This is a genomic window from Micromonospora sp. DT43 (assembly GCF_049841645.1).
Lineage (GTDB): Bacteria > Actinomycetota > Actinomycetes > Mycobacteriales > Micromonosporaceae > Micromonospora.
Genome location: NZ_JBNCKR010000007.1, coordinates 102,709 through 119,319 on the forward strand (window position 1 = coordinate 102,709; position 16,611 = coordinate 119,319).

At 75.7% G+C, this 16,611-nt stretch carries 16 protein-coding genes; 11 read left to right on the forward strand and 5 right to left on the reverse strand.

Features of this window, described 5'->3' with window-relative positions; translation table 11 throughout:
* Nucleotides 1-61 precede the first annotated feature (61 nt).
* The 5 genes from ACLQ26_RS18585 to ACLQ26_RS18605 all read left to right on the forward strand — a co-directional run bounded on the left by ACLQ26_RS18585 (nucleotide 62) and on the right by ACLQ26_RS18605 (nucleotide 4,360).
* Nucleotides 62-1,090, forward strand: a complete 1,029-nt coding sequence (locus ACLQ26_RS18585) for a glycosyltransferase family 4 protein (RefSeq protein WP_425745822.1) — start codon at nucleotides 62-64, stop codon at nucleotides 1,088-1,090.
* Nucleotides 1,087-1,911: a class I SAM-dependent methyltransferase gene (locus tag ACLQ26_RS18590; RefSeq protein ID WP_425745597.1), complete on the forward strand. Its 825-nt coding sequence runs from the start codon at nucleotides 1,087-1,089 to the stop codon at nucleotides 1,909-1,911. The genes ACLQ26_RS18585 and ACLQ26_RS18590 overlap by 4 nt, the downstream gene beginning before the upstream one ends.
* Before the next feature lie 64 nt (nucleotides 1,912-1,975).
* Nucleotides 1,976-2,914 carry a lysylphosphatidylglycerol synthase transmembrane domain-containing protein gene (locus tag ACLQ26_RS18595; protein ID WP_425745598.1) on the forward strand — a complete coding sequence of 313 codons (939 nt, stop codon included), beginning with the start codon at nucleotides 1,976-1,978 and terminating at the stop codon, nucleotides 2,912-2,914.
* Between the two features lie 58 nt (nucleotides 2,915-2,972).
* Nucleotides 2,973-3,656 carry a GTP cyclohydrolase II gene (locus ACLQ26_RS18600; RefSeq protein WP_425745599.1) on the forward strand — a complete coding sequence of 228 codons (684 nt, stop codon included), beginning with the start codon at nucleotides 2,973-2,975 and terminating at the stop codon, nucleotides 3,654-3,656.
* A complete protein-coding gene (locus tag ACLQ26_RS18605; protein ID WP_425745600.1) occupies nucleotides 3,653-4,360 on the forward strand; it encodes a RibD family protein in 708 nt (235 codons plus the stop codon). The genes ACLQ26_RS18600 and ACLQ26_RS18605 overlap by 4 nt, the downstream gene beginning before the upstream one ends.
* Here ACLQ26_RS18605 and ACLQ26_RS18610 read toward each other — a convergent pair.
* Nucleotides 4,327-4,839 (reverse strand): hypothetical protein, encoded by a 513-nt coding sequence (locus ACLQ26_RS18610; protein ID WP_425745601.1) that lies wholly within the window; start codon nucleotides 4,837-4,839, stop codon nucleotides 4,327-4,329. The genes ACLQ26_RS18605 and ACLQ26_RS18610 overlap by 34 nt on opposite strands.
* Nucleotides 4,832-6,199 carry a molybdopterin-dependent oxidoreductase gene (locus ACLQ26_RS18615; RefSeq protein WP_425745602.1) on the reverse strand — a complete coding sequence of 456 codons (1,368 nt, stop codon included), beginning with the start codon at nucleotides 6,197-6,199 and terminating at the stop codon, nucleotides 4,832-4,834. The genes ACLQ26_RS18610 and ACLQ26_RS18615 overlap by 8 nt, the downstream gene beginning before the upstream one ends.
* A gap of 239 nt (nucleotides 6,200-6,438) precedes the next feature.
* Between ACLQ26_RS18615 and ACLQ26_RS18620 the strand changes: the two genes are divergently transcribed.
* Nucleotides 6,439-7,503, forward strand: coding sequence for an NAD-dependent epimerase/dehydratase family protein (locus ACLQ26_RS18620; RefSeq protein ID WP_425745603.1), 1,065 nt, complete (start codon nucleotides 6,439-6,441; stop codon nucleotides 7,501-7,503).
* 8 nt (nucleotides 7,504-7,511) lie between these two features.
* Here ACLQ26_RS18620 and ACLQ26_RS18625 read toward each other — a convergent pair whose 3' ends face one another.
* On the reverse strand, nucleotides 7,512-9,005 hold the full coding sequence (locus ACLQ26_RS18625) for a hypothetical protein (RefSeq protein ID WP_425745604.1): 1,494 nt from the start codon (nucleotides 9,003-9,005) through the stop codon (nucleotides 7,512-7,514).
* A gap of 145 nt (nucleotides 9,006-9,150) precedes the next feature.
* On the opposite strand from ACLQ26_RS18625, the gene ACLQ26_RS18630 reads away from it, so the two are divergent.
* The 3 genes from ACLQ26_RS18630 to ACLQ26_RS18640 are packed head-to-tail and all read left to right on the forward strand — an operon-like array spanning nucleotide 9,151 to nucleotide 11,230.
* Nucleotides 9,151-9,825, forward strand: a complete 675-nt coding sequence (locus ACLQ26_RS18630) for a glycosyltransferase family 2 protein (RefSeq protein ID WP_425745605.1) — start codon at nucleotides 9,151-9,153, stop codon at nucleotides 9,823-9,825.
* Nucleotides 9,822-10,502, forward strand: a complete 681-nt coding sequence (locus tag ACLQ26_RS18635) for a TIGR04282 family arsenosugar biosynthesis glycosyltransferase (RefSeq protein ID WP_425745606.1) — start codon at nucleotides 9,822-9,824, stop codon at nucleotides 10,500-10,502. Before ACLQ26_RS18630 ends, ACLQ26_RS18635 begins: the two co-directional genes overlap by 4 nt.
* Entirely contained in the window at nucleotides 10,499-11,230 is a 732-nt protein-coding gene (locus ACLQ26_RS18640; RefSeq protein ID WP_425745607.1) for a class I SAM-dependent methyltransferase, read from the forward strand. The genes ACLQ26_RS18635 and ACLQ26_RS18640 overlap by 4 nt, the downstream gene beginning before the upstream one ends.
* 11 nt (nucleotides 11,231-11,241) lie before the next feature.
* Here the strand turns inward: ACLQ26_RS18640 and ACLQ26_RS18645 are convergent, their stop codons facing one another.
* Both ACLQ26_RS18645 and ACLQ26_RS18650 read right to left on the reverse strand, forming a co-directional pair.
* Nucleotides 11,242-12,261, reverse strand: coding sequence for a sensor histidine kinase (locus tag ACLQ26_RS18645; protein WP_425745608.1), 1,020 nt, complete (start codon nucleotides 12,259-12,261; stop codon nucleotides 11,242-11,244).
* Nucleotides 12,254-12,946, reverse strand: coding sequence for a response regulator transcription factor (locus ACLQ26_RS18650; RefSeq protein WP_363681854.1), 693 nt, complete (start codon nucleotides 12,944-12,946; stop codon nucleotides 12,254-12,256). Before ACLQ26_RS18650 ends, ACLQ26_RS18645 begins: the two co-directional genes overlap by 8 nt.
* A 215-nt stretch (nucleotides 12,947-13,161) precedes the next feature.
* Here ACLQ26_RS18650 and ACLQ26_RS18655 point away from each other — a divergent pair, with 215 nt between their 5' ends.
* Nucleotides 13,162-16,020, forward strand: a complete 2,859-nt coding sequence (locus tag ACLQ26_RS18655; RefSeq protein ID WP_425745609.1) for an Hsp70 family protein — start codon at nucleotides 13,162-13,164, stop codon at nucleotides 16,018-16,020.
* Between the two features lie 9 nt (nucleotides 16,021-16,029).
* Nucleotides 16,030-16,602 (forward strand): nucleosidase, encoded by a 573-nt coding sequence (locus ACLQ26_RS18660; RefSeq protein WP_425745610.1) that lies wholly within the window; start codon nucleotides 16,030-16,032, stop codon nucleotides 16,600-16,602.
* Nucleotides 16,603-16,611: the final 9 nt, after the last annotated feature.

The following is a 16,611-nucleotide window of genomic DNA, read 5'->3' on the forward strand; positions in this document are numbered from 1 at the left end:
GCCCACGCCGGCCCACCGGCCGGCGGCCGCCGTCGCGGTCGCCGGTCCACACCGCCGTACGGTGCACGTCGTCCTGCCCGGCGACATCGACGACCCGGCCACGCCCAGCGGCGGCAACACCTACGACCGGCGGGTCTGCGCCGGTCTCGGCGAGAGCGGCTGGATGGTGCGGGAGCACCCGACGCCCGGAGCGTGGCCGCACCCCGACCCGGCCGCCCGGGCGGCGCTGGCCCGGCTGCTCGCCGCCCTGCCGGACGACGCCGTCGTGCTCGTCGACGGCCTGATCGCCTCGACCGTGCCGGACCTGCTCGCTCCGCACGCCCGGCGGCTGCGCCTCGTCGTGCTTGTGCACATGCCCCTGGACGACGAGGCCGAGGGCCGGGCGCTGGCCACCGCGCGGGCCGTCGTCACCACAAGCGAGTGGACCCGCCGTCGCCTGCTGGCCCGCCACCGGTTGTCCGCCGACCGCGTCCGCGTCGCACCGCCGGGAGTGACGCCCGCACCACCGACGCCCCCCGGCTCGGCGGCCGGCCACCGGCTGCTCTGCGTCGCCGCTGTCACCCGGCACAAGGGCCACGACGTGCTCGTCGACGCCCTGTGCGTGCTGGCCGAGACGCCCTGGACGCTCGTCTGCGCCGGCACGCTGACCCGGGAACCCGAGCTGGTACGCCGGCTGCGCGACAGGCTCGCCGGCGCCGGGCTGGCGGAGCGGGTCCGGCTGGCCGGCCCGCTGACCCCTGCGGCGCTCGATGCCGCGTACGCCGCCGCCGATCTGCTCGTGCTGCCGTCGCGCGGCGAGACGTACGGGATGGTCGTCACCGAGGCGCTGGCCCGGGGCGTGCCGGTGCTGGGCACCCAGGTGGGCGGCCTGCCGGAGGCGCTCGGTCGTGCCCCCGACGGTGACCTGCCCGGGCTGCTGGTCCCGCCGGACGACCCGGCCGCCCTGGCCGGCGCCCTGAGCTGGTGGTGGGGTGACGAGGAGTTGCGGGCCCGGCTCCGGCGTGCCGCGCTCGCCCGCCGCGACACCCTGACCGACTGGCCGGCGACGACCGCACGCCTGGCCGCAGTGCTGGAGGAGGTGGCGGAGTGACCGCCGAGGAGACCCTGCCGTTCGCCGACTGGCTGCGTCTGCGCGAGCCGGCCGACGCGGCGGCCCGCGCCGAGGACCTGGTGGACGCCGTCCGGCCCCGGCTGACCGGCGACGCCCCGATCCTGATCCACGACCTGGGCAGCGGCACCGGCTCGATGAGCCGCTGGCTGGCGGCGCGGCTGAGCGGGCCGCAGCACTGGGTGCTGCACGACCGCGACGCCGATCTGCTGGCCCGCGCGGCCGACGGCATGGCCGGGATGACCGCCGCCGACGGAGCGCCGGTCACTGTCGACACCCGTTGCGGCGACCTGACCCGGCTGAGCGCAGCCGACCTGTCCGACGGCGCGCTTGTCACCGCGTCCGCGCTGCTGGACATGTTGACAGCCGAGGAGGTCGATCGGGTGGTGGCCGCCTGCGTCGACGCCGACCGTCCCGCCCTGTTCGCGGTCTCGGTGACCGGACGGGTCCGGCTCACCCCTGCCGACCCGCTCGACGCCGAGGTCCAGGATGCGTTCAACGCGCACCAGCGGCGTACCGTCGACGGCCGCCGGCTGCTCGGCCCGGACGCCGCCGCCGCCACCGCCGCCGCGTTCGCCAGGCGGGGCGTGCCGGTGCGGGAGCGGCCCAGTCCGTGGCGGCTCGGCCCGGAGCAGGCCGACCTGGCCGCCGAGTGGTTCCGCGGTTGGCTGGGCGCCGCCTGCGAGCAACGCCCCGACCTGGTCGGCCCGGCCCGGGCGTACGCCAAGCGCCGGCTGGCCGACGCGGCCGCCGGCCGGCTCGGCGTGCTTGTCGAACACCAAGACCTGCTGGCCGGCGGATGAACCGTCGCCGCCCTGGGTACGTGCTCTAGGGAGAGTGGACGATCTTCGGGGAGGACCGGCGTCGATGCTGTGGGCCTGGGCACGAGTGGTCGGCGGGGTGGGCCTGCTCGCCGTCCTGCTGTGGCAGGTGGGTGGCGGCCCGTTCCTCGCCGGCGTACGGCTGATCAACGCGCCGTCCCTGGCCGCCGCCCTGCTCATCGGCGTGCTCACCACTGTCTGCGCGGCGTGGCGGTGGAGCCTCGTCGCCGGTGGCCTCGGCGTACGACTGCCGTTGCCGACCGCCGTGGCGCACTGCTACCGGGCGGTGTTCCTCAACGCCACGTTGCCCGGCGGGGTGCTCGGGGACGTGCACCGGGCGGTTCGCCACGGCCGCGACGCCGGCGATGTCAGCCGGGGCATCCGCGCGGTGATCTGGGAACGTACCGCAGGCCAGGTGGTCCTGGTGGGTGTCGCGCTTGTGGTGCTCGCGGCGTTCCCGTCCCCGGTGCGGCCGTACCTGCCGGCCGCCGCCGCCCTGCTGCTCACGGGTGGGCTGGCAGTCGTGTTGCTGGCGCGGCTCCTGCCCGGCACCGGCCGCTCCCGGTGGGCCCGCGGCGTACGGACCGCCGTGGCGGACATCCGGGCCGGGCTGCTGGCCCGGCGGACCTGGCTCGGCGTCCTTGTCGCCTCCGCCGTGATGGTCGCCGGTCACCTGGCCACCTTCCTGGTGGCGGCGCGGACCGCCGGCTCCGACGCCCCGCTCACCCGGCTGCTGCCCCTGACACTGCTCGCCCTGCTCGCCATGGGCCTGCCCCTGAACGTCGCCGGCTTCGGCCCCCGCGAGGGGGTGGCTGCCTGGGTGTTCGGCGCGGCCGGGCTCAGCGCGGCCGAAGGTGTCGCCACCGCCACCGTCTACGGCGCACTCGTCCTGGTGGCCAGCCTGCCCGGAGCGGCGGTCCTGCTCGCCCGGCGGGCCCGCAATCCCACCACCGCTCGGGAAGCTGCCTCCGGCGGCGGCTGTTGAGTCAGTGGTGAGACGGTACGCGCCGTCGCCTCCCGGCGGCGCCGGACAAAGGAGTCCCATGCTCGAAGCACTGCCGGTCGCGACGGTCCGTACGCAGGTCACGGTGCCGCTGGCGTTTCCCGACGGCTACACCACCACCGTCCGGGTGTTCACGTTCAAGGGCCTGGTGGACGGCCGGGAACACCTCGCTCTCGGCCTGGGTGACTGGGCCGGCGCGCTGGACCGGCTCGCCGCCGGTGGAGACCCGCCGCTGGTCCGCCCGCACAGCGAGTGCCTCACCGGCGACGTGTTCGGCAGCCAGCGCTGCGACTGCGGGCCGCAGCTGCGCGAGGCGGTGCAGCGGATCACCGAGACCGGCGGGTTCCTGCTCTACCTGCGCCAGGAGGGCCGGGGCATCGGCCTGTACGCCAAGCTCGACGCGTACGCCCTGCAGGACGCCGGGCTGGACACCTACCAGGCCAATGTGGCGCTGGGCCGGGGCGAGGACGAACGCGACTACAGCGCCGCCGCGCAGATGCTGGCCACCCTCGGCGTGCCCCGCGTCCGGCTGCTCAGCAGCAACCCGGACAAGGCAGAGCAGCTCACCCGCCTGGGCGTGGACGTCGTCGAGCGCGTGCCGACAAGCATCTTCCTCTCCCCGGCCAACGCCGAGTACCTCGCGGCGAAGGCCGCCAAGGCGGCACAGACCGAGGCGGCGGAGGCGGAGTCCGGTCGTACCCCTGACCGGCCCGTCTCCCGGTGAGCTGCCGGCCGGCGCCGACGCGGCCCTACGTGCTGCTGAGCTGCGCCACAAGTATCGACGGGTACATCGACGACGCTTCCGAGCGGCGGCTGTTGCTGTCCAACTCCGACGACCTCGACCGCGTCGACGCGGTCCGGGCCACCTGCGACGCGATCCTGGTCGGCGCCGCCACGGTCCGCCGCGACGACCCCCGCCTGCTGGTACGGTCCGCGGCGCGCCGGGCCGAGCGGATGGCGGGCGGCCGGCCCGCGTCGCCGACCAAGGTGACACTGACGGCCCGGGGGGACCTCGACCCGACCGCCCGGTTCTTCACCGCGGGCGATTCCGCCCGGCTGGTCTACTGCGCCAGCGGGGCGCTGGACAAGGCTCGGGAGCGGGTCGCTCGGCTGGCCACCGTGGTGGACGGGGGCGAGCCGGTCGACCTCGGGTGGGTCCTCGCCGACCTGTCGGCGCGGGGTGTGCGCCGGCTGATGGTGGAGGGTGGCGGGACGGTGCACGCCCAGTTCCTCACCGCCGGCCTCGCCGACGAGCTGCACCTGGTGGTCGCGCCGTTCTTCGTCGGCGACCGCCGGGCGCCGCGCTTCGTCGGCGAGGGGAGCTTCCCCTGGCATTCGGGTCGCCGCGCCCGGCTGGCCGAGACCCGCCAGATCGGCGACGTGGTCCTGCTCCGCTACGCGCTCTCCGACCGCTGCCGCGACGCCTGACGACGACGCAGCAGGTACGCGAGTCCGCTGAGCAGGAACAGCGCCGCGCTGAGCAGGAGCCAGCGCACCAGGTACGGCCGCTGGGTCAGGCCGGTGGCCGCCTCGTGGGTCGTCTCGCCCCAACGCAGGATGCCGGGGGAGTAGACGACGAACAGCAGCGCCGTGCCGAGCGCCGGCACGCGCAGGTGGTTGAGCAGCGTGACACGATCGCGGACCACGGCGCGCAGCGCCCGGTCGACGCTCGCGTACACCGGGAACAGCACCAGGTCGTGGGCGATGACCGCGCCGACGAACCAGAGCAGCATCCGGCCGAACGTCGCCTCCTGCGCCAGCCGCAGCGCCACCCAGCCGGCGAGCACGATCACCGCGGTCACCAGGAGCAGATGCCACGGCGCCGCGCCGTAGCCGGCCCGCAGCCGCCCGGCCGGCCCCGCCGTCGGCCCGGCCCGTCCCGCCGTCGGCTCGTCGCGCTCAGCCATCGGTCCGGACCCGGAAGTCGATCTCGGCGACCCACTTCGTGCAGTGCACCCCGGGCAGGGCCGGCACGATGACCCGAGCCGGGTAGCCGTGGTCCGGGGCGAGGTCGACGCCGTTGACCCGCAGGGCGAGCAGCGAATCCGGATCGAGGACCTGGTTGGCGGCGAGTACCGCCGTACGGAACAGCCCGCCCTGCTCCAGCGACGACACCCGCGCCGAGGCCGGGTCCGCGACTCCGGCGAGCGCGGCCAGGTCACGAAGACGGACGCCGGTCCACGTCTGCCGGGTCGACCAACCCTCCACGCAGGAGATGGGCAGCGCGGCGGTGTGCTGCGCCATGGCCAGCAGGCCGGGCCGGTCCAGGGTCACGGTCCGGCCGCCGCCGCGCAGGGTCAGCCGCCAGCTCGCGTCGGTCTGTTCGGGGCGGATGCCGGCGGCGGCGACGGTGCGGTTGACCGGGAAGCCGTTCGGCCCGGTGCCGGGCTGTCGTCCTCGGGGCAGCAGCAGCGCGGTGCGCCGCAGCGGACCGTCCAGGCTCTGCCCGATGGTGAGGACTGCCAGCAGCAGCGCCCCGCCGCCGACCAGGCCGACCGCGCCGCGTCGGCTGACCGTGGCGGGCCCGGGTTCGGCGGCGACCAGGCCGTCCGGGTCGGGCGGCTCGGGCCGCGTCGCGGCGCGCGGGGTCCGCAGCTCCGCGCCCGGCGGACGGGACCGCAGCGCGGTCACCAGGCGGGGGAACTTGATGAGCACGTGCGCCACGAAGGCAGCCGTGAAGATCCAGGCCCCGAAGTAGTGGGCGGTGTAGAAGTCGAAGCCGAACACGTACGCGTACTGGATGTTGAGCAGGCCGGTGGCGATCTGGAACAGGATCCCGCCGACCAGCAGCAGCAGGGTGAGCCGTTCCAGCACCTGGGCGAGGGAGCGTGCCGGCGGCCAGTCGAACAGCTTCGGCAGCACCGACCACAGCTTGCCCAGCACCACCGGGACGAGCACGATGCCGAGCGTCACGTGCAGTCCCTGGGTCACCCGGAACAGCCACGACGGCCGCGTCGGCCAGTCGAAGGCGGGCAGCCGCAGCCAGCCCACGTGCGACGGGAACGCCTGGTCGAACTGCGGGCCGTAGGCGACGTAGTCGAGCAGCCCGGTGATGATCACCAGGGGCAGGGCCACCAGCAGCACCGACCCGTAGACGGCGGTGAGCCAGGGGCCGCGCAACGGGCTGCGCCAGCTCCGTTCGGCGGCGTCCACGCCCGGCGGGCGGTGCTGGGCCAGCCCTCGCCAGAACCGGCGCGGCGCGCCGTAGCCGCCCGCGTCCGCCGCCCTGGTCCCGCTGCCGCCCGGACCGGGTCTGCTTGCCGGCACCCGCTGCTCCTTCCTCGCCGTTCTCGCGCCGTACGTCGTCCACGCTCCTCGGCCCGGCCGGGCGCGTGGGCCGGCGGCGGGCACTGCCGGCAGGTTAGACCGCGGGGGTACGGCGGGGCCGGGTTTACCGCATTACCGAACGCTTACCGGGCCGCAGGCGCCTGCCGAGCTGTTGCGAAGTCCTTACGGGTCCGCCGAACCGGCCCGTCAGGTGCCCGTTCCGCCCTACCGTGACCGGCATGCGCGTACTGGTCACCGGCGCGGCCGGGTTCATCGGGTCGCAGGTCGTCGATCTGCTCGTCGAGCAGGGTCACGAGGTGGTGGCGCTGGACGCGCTGCTGCCCCAGGCGCACGGCGGTGAGCTGCCGGAGTGGTCCCGCCGACACGACGTGGTCCGCGGCGACGTCCGTGACGGCCCCCTGCTGGACCGGCTGCTGACGGGCGTGGACGCGGTCTGTCACCAGGCGGCGATGGTCGGCCACGGCCTCGACCCGTCGGACGCCCCCGACTACGTCACGCACAACGACTACGGCACGGCGGTGCTCCTGGCGGCCCTGCATCGGGCGGGGATCGGCCGGCTGGTGCTGGCCAGCTCCATGGTGGTGTACGGCGAGGGACGCTACGCCTGCGCCGAGCATGCCACGGTGCGCCCCGCGCCCCGCCGGCCCGAGGACGTGATGGCCGGCCGGTACGACCCGACCTGCCCACACTGCGGCCACGGACTCGATCCGGTGCTCGTGCCGGAGGACGCGCCACTGGAACCCCGCAGCACGTACGCCGCCAGCAAGCTCGCCCAGGAACACCTGGCCGCCGCATGGGCTCGGCAGACCGGCGGCGCGGTGTGGGCGCTGCGGTACCACAACGTCTACGGCCCCCGGATGCCCCGCGACACCCCGTACGCCGGGGTGGCATCGATCTTCCGGTCCGCGCTGGCGGCCGGCGTGGCGCCCCGCGTGTTGGAGGACGGCCGGCAACGGCGCGACTTCGTGCACGTCACCGACGTGGCGCGGGCCAACCTGCTGGCCCTCACCAGCAGCGCGCCGCCGGCCACGCTGGTGCCGGTGAACGTCTGCTCGGGCGAGCCACACACCGTCGGGGAACTGGCGGTCACCCTGGCCGAGGCGATGGGCGGGCCGGCCCCGCAGGTGGTGGGTGGGGCCCGCGCCGCCGACGTGCGGCACGTGGTCGCCGACCCGCGCCGGGCCGTGGAACTGCTCGGCTACACGGCCCGGGTCGGCTTCGCCGAGGGCGTGGCAGGCTTCGCCACCGACCCGCTACGCGAACCAGCTGCCGTAGCGGGCTGACCCGGTGGTCAGGAGACCGTCCAGACCAGGTGGTTGACGGCCAGCGCGGTGAGCGCCTGCGCGGCCAGCCACCAGCGCCGCGACCCCGCCGGCAGGTGAGCGGTGGCCACCAGCAGCCAGACGATGAACGGCAACCAGATCCGCTCCACCTCCGCCTTGCTCAGCCCGGACAGGTCCGCGCCGAGGACAGCAACGAGGGCGGCAAGCGGTAGCAGCACGGTGGGGCCCGCTGCGCGTACCGCTGCTGCCGCAGGCGTGGCCAGCCGGCCGACGGCCTGCCACCCGCTCGCGGCCGCGCCCGGCCCGAAGCGCGGCCCGCCCGGCGCCGGTCCGCCGGCAGCGGTCGGGGCGTGGGCCGGCAGCACCTGGCGCAGCCCTGGCCACGACGATCGCGCGGCCGCCAGCACGCGGCGCAGCGTCGGCCCGAGCACGGGCCCGGCGCTGAGCAGCAGCGCGGCCAGGTTGGCCCACACCCAGTAGGCGTACGGGCGGTCGGCGGCCCAGCCCTGGTAGTACCGCTCCACGACCAGGTGGTAGCCGACCCACCAGTGGAAGCCTGTCGCGCTGAAGGCCGCCACCACGGCCGCGACCCCGACGACGGCGGCGAGCAGCGCCCCCCGACGGTGCGTACGGCGCAGCGCCACCACGACCAGCGCGAGGACACCGACCAGGAGGAACCCGTACGACAGGTACAGCGCGAACCCGAGCACGGCCCCTCCGGCCAGCGCGGCGACGCGGCCGCGGATCGCCAGCAGCGCCAGGCCGGCCGCGACCACGGCGGCGAAGATGCCGTCGGCCGAGGCGCCCACCCAGACCGCCCCCGGCAGCAGCACCAGGAACGGGAGCGCCGCACGCGCCGCGTCGGGCGCGCCGAGAGCCCGCAGGGTCACCGGCACCGACACCGCGACAGTGGCGCCGACCAGCACACAGGCCAACGCGGCGGCTGCGCCTCCACCGAGGCCGATGCGGTCCAGCCAGACGAAGATGAGCAGCGCGCCCGGAGGGTGACCGGCGGTGTGGGTGGCCCACGAGCCGGGCTGGAAGTCGACGATCCGGCCGGCGAAACCGGCAAGCATCGCCGGGATGTCGGTGACCCCGGGTACCTCGTGCAGATACTCGGCCTGCGGGGTGAGCTTCCGGGTCAGCCCCGCCGTCCAGCCGTCCACCAGGGCCAGCGACAACGTCCAGGCCACCGCCGTCAGCCACGCGGCGGTCAGCAGGACACCCCACCGGGCGGTACGGGCCCACCGCGCTCCCCAGCACACCACCGCGACCGCGATCGCCAGCGCGGCCGGGCTGCCCCAGCCGACGTGCGGTCGCCACGTCGCGTACAGCGGCGCCGCGTCGGCGTGCATCCCGGTGCCGCTCGCGTTGAGCACCGCCCCCACCAGCACGGCGATGGCGAGCAGCGCAGCCTCCACGCCCACCACCAGGAGATCCCGGGGGTGGCGGCGCGGCGGGGTCCGCTCGGGGGCGGCGGCGAGAGCGGTGGTCGAGGCCATGACCACCGGACGGTACGGCGACAGCCCGACCCTGCGGACCGGAATCGGCCTCCCGTCACCGGACGGTAAGAAATGCCCAGGTGGTAAGGGTTCGGTAAGCACATTTCGGCCTCCGTCGCCGGGGTGTCGCCCTAGCGTCGGCGGTATGCCGACTGAGATCGACGTGGTGCTGCCCTGCCTGGACGAGGCCGCCGCCCTGCCAGGCGTGCTCACCGCGCTGCCGCCCGGATACCGGGCCATCGTGGTGGACAACGGCTCCCGGGACGGCTCGCCCGAGGTGGCCGCCCGGTACGGCGCCCGAGTGGTGCACGAGCCCCGGCGCGGCTACGGCGCGGCAGTGCACGCCGGTCTGGAGGCCGCCGACGCCGAGGTGGTGTGCGTCCTGGACGCTGACGGGTCGTTCGACCCCACCGAGTTGCCGGCCCTGGTCGCGCCGGTGGTCGCGGGCACCGCCGACCTCAGCGTGGGCCGGCGACGGCCGGTCGGGGCCGGGGTGTGGCCGTGGCACGCCCGCGCCGGTACGGCGCTGGTCGCCGCGCTGCTGCGCCGTCGGGGCGTAGCACTGCGGGACCTCAGCCCGATCCGGGTGGCCCGCCGCGAGGCGCTGCTCGGTCTGGGTGTCACCGACCGGGCCTTCGGCTACCCCCTCGAACTGCTGATCCGGGCCGCCGCCGCCGGCTGGCGGATCCACGAGATGGACGTCACCTACGCGCCGCGGGCCGCCGGCACCCGGTCCAAGGTCTCCGGCTCGGTGCGGGGCACCCTGCGGGCCACCCGTGACTTCGCCGGTGTGCTGCGTACCGTGGAAGGCCCCCGGTGACAGTTCTGCTGGTGGTCGCCAAGGCGCCGGTCGCCGGGGCGGTGAAGACGCGTCTCTGCCCACCCGCCACGCCGGAGCAGGCGGTGCGGATCGCCGCCGCCGCGCTGCGTGACACTCTCGACGCCGTCCGCGCCACCCCCGGTGTCACCCCGGTGCTGGCCTGGTCGGGTCGGCTGGCCGAGGCGGAGGACGCGGCCGCGTTGACCGCCGCGCTGGCCGGCTGGCCGGTGCTCGACCAGCGCGGCGCCGGGCTGGGCGAGCGGCTCGCCAACGCGTACGCCGAGGTCGCGGCCGCCTACCCGGGACGGCCGGTGTTGCAGATCGGCATGGACACGCCGCAGGTGACGCCGGCCGGGCTGGCCGCGGCTGTGGTGCGGCTGCGCGCCGCCGACGCGGTACTCGGCCGGGCGCGCGACGGCGGGTGGTGGTCCCTCGGGCTACGCGATCCCCGGCACGCCGAGGTGCTGCGCGACGTGCCGATGTCGACGCCCGACACCGGTCGCGGCACGTGGGCGGCCCTTACCGGGCGCGGTCTGCGTACCGCGCCGCTGCCGGTCCTGCGCGACGTCGACGAGTGGTCCGACGCCCTCGCGGTGGCCGTCGAGGCGCCCGGGGGTCGCTTCGCCCGACAGGTCGCGGCGGTCCGCCTCGCCCTGCTGCCGGGAGGCCGGCGGTGAACCCCGTCGACACCGCCCCGGTCGACGTCGCACCGGCGGGGCCGTCGCCCACGCTCCCGGCGACGACGGCCCGGGGGTACGACGAATCGGACCCGTTCGCCGCCGCGCTCGCAGACCTTGTGGCCCGTGGCCGGTGGCTTGTGCACGGCGACGGTGTCCGCAGCCGGCTGCCGGTGGACCGCTGGCACGGACCGGCCGAGCCGGCGGTCGCCGGGCTTGTCGAGCGGTGTGCCGGGCCGACACTCGACCTCGGTTGCGGGCCGGGGCGGCTTACCGTGGCGCTGACCCGGGCCGGCCGGACGGCGGTAGGCGTGGACGTCTCCGCGACGGCGGTGCGGCTGACGCGGGCCCGGGGCGCGGTGGCCGTGCACGGTGACCTGTTCGAACCGCTGCCCGGCGAGGGCCGGTGGGCGCACGCCGTGCTGATCGACGGGAACATCGGCATCGGCGGTGAGCCGGTCGCGCTGCTGCGCCGCTGCCGGGACCTGCTCGTACCCGACGGCACGGTCCTGGTCGAGCTGGAGCCGCCCGGCGCGGGCCTGTGGCAGGGCCAGGCCCGGGTGGCCGCCGAGCAGCGGGCCGGCCGCCTCCTGTTCGGCCCGGCGTTCCGCTGGGCCCGGTTGGACGCGCGCGCCGTGCACCCGGTCGCGGACGCCGCCGGGCTCGCGGTGCGGGATGTGTTCCGGCGGGGGCGACGCTGGTTCGGCGAGCTGACGGCGAGCCGCTGACGCCGCAGGTGTCAGGCGGTCGGGAGCGGGAGGCGGACCACGAAACGGCAGCCGCCGACGACGTTCTGCACGTCCACCCGGCCGCCGTGCGCCTCGACGAGCCCGCGCACGATCGCCAGCCCCAGCCCTCCGGAGCCCTCCCCGCCGGGCCGGGGCGTCCGGGCCGGCTCACCCCGGAACGCCACGTCGAACAGCCGGGGCAGGTCGTGTTCCGGAATGCCGCCGCAGGTGTCGGCGATCGCCAGCCAGGCGGCGTCGCTCTCCCGCCCGGCGTCCACCCGCACCGTGCCGTCGCTCGGCGTGTAGTGCACCGCGTTGAGCAGCAGATTGCCCACCACCCGGGCCAGCTCCGGCTCGCTGGCCAGCACCGTGGGCCAGCCCGACTCGGCGGCCACGAGGCGGATGCGACGGGCCTTGGCCAGCTGCGCGGTGCCGGCCAGCGCGTCGGAGACCACCTCGCCCAGCGGCACCGCCGACAGTGTCAGGCGCAGCGCCCCGGCGTTGATCCGGGACAGCTCGAACAGGTCGTCGACGAGTCGGGTCATCCGGTCGGTCTGTAGGCGGATCCGCCTGTGGTACTCGGCGACCGTCGCGGGGTCGTCGACCACCCGGTCCTCCAGCGCCTCGGCCATCGCCCGCAGGCCCGCGAGGGGCGTCCGCAGGTCGTGCGACACCCAGGCCACCAGGTCCCGGCGGCCCTTCTCGACCCGCCGTTCCCGCTCCCGGGCCTGGGCCGCCCAGACCGCGGCCACGGCCAGTCGACGCCCGAAGTACCAGCCGACGCCGAGGCTCACGACCGCCGCCGCGGCGACCGTCAGCAGGACGACCTGGAGGTCGTGCGGGGACAGGAACATCGCCTGGGCGACGACCACCACCCCGGCCACCACGGCGGCCACGGTGACGGTGAGCAGGACGCACACGTGCACGGTGATCGATCGGTTCCGCAGCAGCCGCAGGGTGAGCGCGCCCAGCAGGCCCACGCCGAGCGCGGCCGCGAGCGCCGCCGCGAAGATCAGCGCCAGGTCACGCATCGGCCGGCTCGTACCGGTAGCCGACGCCCCAGACCGTGACGATGCGTCGCGGTTCGGCCGGGTCGTCCTCGATCTTCTCCCGCAGTCGCCGCACGTGCACGGTCACCGTGGACTGGTCGCCGAAGTTCCACCCCCACACCCGCTCCAACAGTTCGGCGCGCCGGAACGCCCGCGTCGGGTGCCGCATCAGGTGCGCCAGCAGGTCGAACTCGCGAAGCGTCAGGGCCAGATCGCGGCCGTGCAGCCGGGCTGTCCGTGGCCCGGTGGCCACCTCCAGCCCCGCGTCGGCCAGCAGCTCGGCCGCCGGCGCGGCCGGTTCACCCGCCCGGCGCAGAACCGAACCGACCCGCAGCACCAGCTCACGCGGCGAGAACGGCTTGCCCAGGTAGTCGTCGGCGCCCAGTTGCAGGCCGAGCACCCGATCCGCCTCGTCGCCGCGCGCGGTCAGCATGATGATGGGTACGCCGTCCGGCTGCTCCCGCAGTCGCCGGCACACCTGCAACCCGTCCAGCCCGGGGAGCATCAGGTCCAGCACGACCAGGTGCGGCGGCCGGTCCTGCACGGCCTCCAGAGCGGCCAGGCCGTCGCCGACGTGGCTCACCTCGTACCCGGCGTGCTCCAGGTAGCGGCAGACCACGTCGCTGACGGTCCTGTCGTCGTCGACCACGAGCACCCGCTGCGCCACTGGCCACCTCCCCGGGGCCAGCGTAGCCAGCACGGATGCGGTCGACGATTGCGCAGACCTTGCGGTTTGCTTACCGCCGGGCCCCTGGTCGTCGACCCGACGGCTGATCCGGCGGAGGTCGCCCGGCGCAGGCTGACCGAGTGATCAGCCCGGCGGCGGGGGCTGCGTACGATGCGGGGCTGGGTTTCCCTCGTCGCGGCGGAGGTATCGGGCAGATGGCAGGCCAGCACGAGGGTTTCGCCCTCGGTGTCGACCTCGGCACGTCCAACACGGTCGCCGTGCTGCGCTGGCCGGACGGGCGGACCCGTCCGTTGCTGCTGGACGGTCAGCCGGTCAGCCCGTCGGCCGTGTACGCCGACCCGGACGGCACCCTGCACGTCGGCACGGACGCCCGACGGCTGGCGCAGGCCGACCCGGCCCGGTTCGAGCCGAACCCGAAGCGTCGGGTGGACGAGCCGACCGTGGTGCTCGGTGAGCGCTCGTACCTCCCGGCGGAGCTGCTCGCCGCGGTGCTGGCCGCGGTCGGGCGGGCCGCGGTGGACGCCGTCGGGTTCCTACCTCCGGCCGTGCTCACCTGCCCGGCGGCGTGGGACGAGTCGCGCCGGCAGGTGCTCGCCGACGCGCTGCTGCGCGCCGGGTGGCCGCAGGCGGCCGAGCACACCCTCGCCGGGCCGACGCCGCCGGGCACCCGGTTGTTGCGCGAGCCGGTGGCCGCCGCCCGCTACTACACGCAGGTGCTGCACCGGCCGGTGCCGGTCGGCGGCGCGATCGCGGTGTTCGACTTCGGCGGCGGAACGCTCGACGTGGCGGTGCTGCGCAACGAGGGCGCCGACCCGTGGGGCGACTCGGGCTTCCGGGTGGTCGCCGAAGGCGGCCTGCCCGACCTGGGCGGCCTCGACCTGGACGCGGCGCTGGTGCAGCGGGTCGGCGAACTGCTCGGCGAGCGGCACGCCCGGCGATGGGCGCGGCTGGTCCGGCCCTCGGATGCGGCACAGCGCCGCGACCAGGTCCGACTCTGGGACGAGGTACGCGGCGCGAAGGAGATGCTGTCCCGCTCCGCCGTGGCGCCGGTCGCGGTGCCCGGGGTCGCCGAGGCGGTGCGGCTGACGCGCGACGACGTCGAGCGGGTGGCCGCGCCGCTGCTGCGTCGGGCGGTGCAGCGGGCCCGGGAGGTGATCGCCTCGGCCGGTCTGCGCCCCGACCAGCTCGCCGGGTTGTTCCTGGTGGGCGGTTCGTCGCGGATTCCGCTTGTGGCGCGGATGCTGCACGCCGAGCTGGGAGTGGCGCCGACGGTGCTGGACCAGCCGGAGCTGCCGGTGGCCGAGGGCGCACTGACGGACCTTCCGCTGCGCCGAGCGCTGCCGGCGTACGCGGGACCGCAGGCTGCCCCTCCGGCCTCGCCCGCGCCGGCCGTCCCGGCTCCGGCGGGCGCGGGCGCCCCAGCGCCAGCGGGCCCGGCTGTCCCGGCGGGCCCGGCTGCGGCGGAGACCGTGCCGGCTGCGGCGGGCCCAGCCCTGCCGGGTTCGGCGCAGACCGTGCCGGCTGCGGTGTCGACCGCGCCGACCGTGCCGTCGCAACCCGGGCCGGCGTCGACCCGGCCGGACTGGCCGCCGTCGCCCCCGATGCCGACCGTGCCGGGGCCGCCGGGCGTCGCGGGCACCCTGGCCGACGGGGTGGATGCCGCCGGAACACCCACCCCGACCGGCGGTACGACCTGGCGGCGGGCCCGCTGGGTGGTGCTCGGCGCGGTGCTCGCCCTGGCCGGGATGGCCACCGCGGCGACCCTCTACCTGCTGCGGGACCGCTATCCGGACCTGGAGTTCGCGTCGCTTCGCGAGTTGTCGCGGCCGCCGGCAGGCGCCGAGCGGCCCAGCGACATGTGGACGGCGGTGCTCGACGATCGGGCCTACCTCGGGTACCCGCTGCCGGACGATCGGCTGGAGGTGGTCGCCGTCGACACCACCACCGGCGAGGAACTGTGGCGCCGGCAGACCGACGTCACCGCCGACGACTGGTCGAGACTTGTCGCCGTGCCGGGAGCGGTAGCGGTTGTCGCCGACTCCCCGGTCGACAGCACGCCGCGCGAACTGGCAGTGCTGGACGGCCGCTCCGGTGCCCAGCGCTGGCACCGGGCGATCCGTGGCGACGACGACGTCTACTTCTCCGACGACACGGCGGTACTGGTGGATCGGTCCGGTGGCCGGCTGCTCGGCCTGAAGCTGGGCGACGGCACCGACAAGTGGAGCAGGCCGAGCCCGCGCGACCAGTACGGCGGTGTCCGTACCGTCGTCCGGCCGGTGGGCACCGACGAGGCGGCGGGTGGGCCGGCGTTCCTCGACGGCGCCGCGCGCGACCCGTGGACGGGCAAGGGACGGCGACTCGTCCAGCTCGGCCCGGACCGGTCGCTGCGGCTGCTCGACATGTCCTCGGGCTCGGTGCTGCGGGAGTGGGGCAACGTCGCCGACCTCGACGATCTGCTGGTGGCGCACGAGGACCGGCTCTACGTGGCCTCCACCGACGGCGGGTACCAGGTGCTGGCGTACGACCTGGGTTCCGACGCGGCCCCGGTGGTCCTCTACCGGGCCGAGGACGCGGAGTACCGGCCGAAGACGCTTGTGGCCTGCGGTGAGCGGCGGGCCTGCCTGGTGCAGGTGCGCAACAGCGACGCCGAGCGCACCGAGGTGGTCGCGGCGACCGAGGGCAAGGCGGCGGTCACCTGGTCGGCGCCGGGCGCGACACGCCTGGTCCCGGTCGGTGAACAGTTGCTCGCCGAGCGGGAGTACCCGAAGGCGACTGTCACTCTCTTCGACGCCGCCGGCAAGGCGGTGCTGGCCGACCGCCCCGGCGTGGCGGCCCGGCTGGACGCCGGCAACCTGCTCGTCTTCGCCGAGGCGACAAGTGTGGTGGCGGACGACCGCAGCGTGGCCGGCGTGTGGGCCGAGTCGGGCACGATCGACGAGCTGGGTCAACTCGTCGACGTCCGCAGCGCGTCCTGCTCGTGGAACACGCGGGTGATCGCCTGCGGCGCGGACCGGGACTTCGTGCTGTACCGGTTCACCGACGACGGCGCTTAGGATGCTCCGGTGATTCTTCGGGGTACGGTCCGCGCCGATCGTCCGCTGGTGGTGCTCGCCGTCGGCGAGGAGGCCCGCTATCTACCCGCTGAGCTGCCGGTGCTGCTCACCGGCATGGGCAAGGTGAACGCCGCCAGCGCGGTCGCCGCCGTCTTGGCCGCCGGGCCACGTCCCAGCCTGCTGCTCAACCTGGGGACGGCCGGCGCGCTGCGCCCCGGCTGGACGGGCATCCACGAGGTCGCCACGGTGCTCCAGCACGATCTGGACACCGTCCTGCTGCGGACGCTCACCGGCCAGACCTACGGCGCGCCGCTGGCTCTGGCCGCCGAGGGCGCGGTGCTGGCCACCGGCGACACGTTCGTGGCCGACGACGACGCCCGGGAGCGCCTGGCGCAGCGCGCCGACCTGGTCGACATGGAGGGGTACGCGGTGGCGTGGGCCGCCGCGCAGGCCGGTGTGCCGTGCCGGCTGGTCAAGCAGGTAAGCGACGAGGCGGGGGAGGGCGCGGCCCGCACCTGGCGGGAGTCGGTGGACGCCTGCGCCCGCGACCTCGCGGACTGGGCCGTTCGACACCTCGCCTGAACGGGCCGG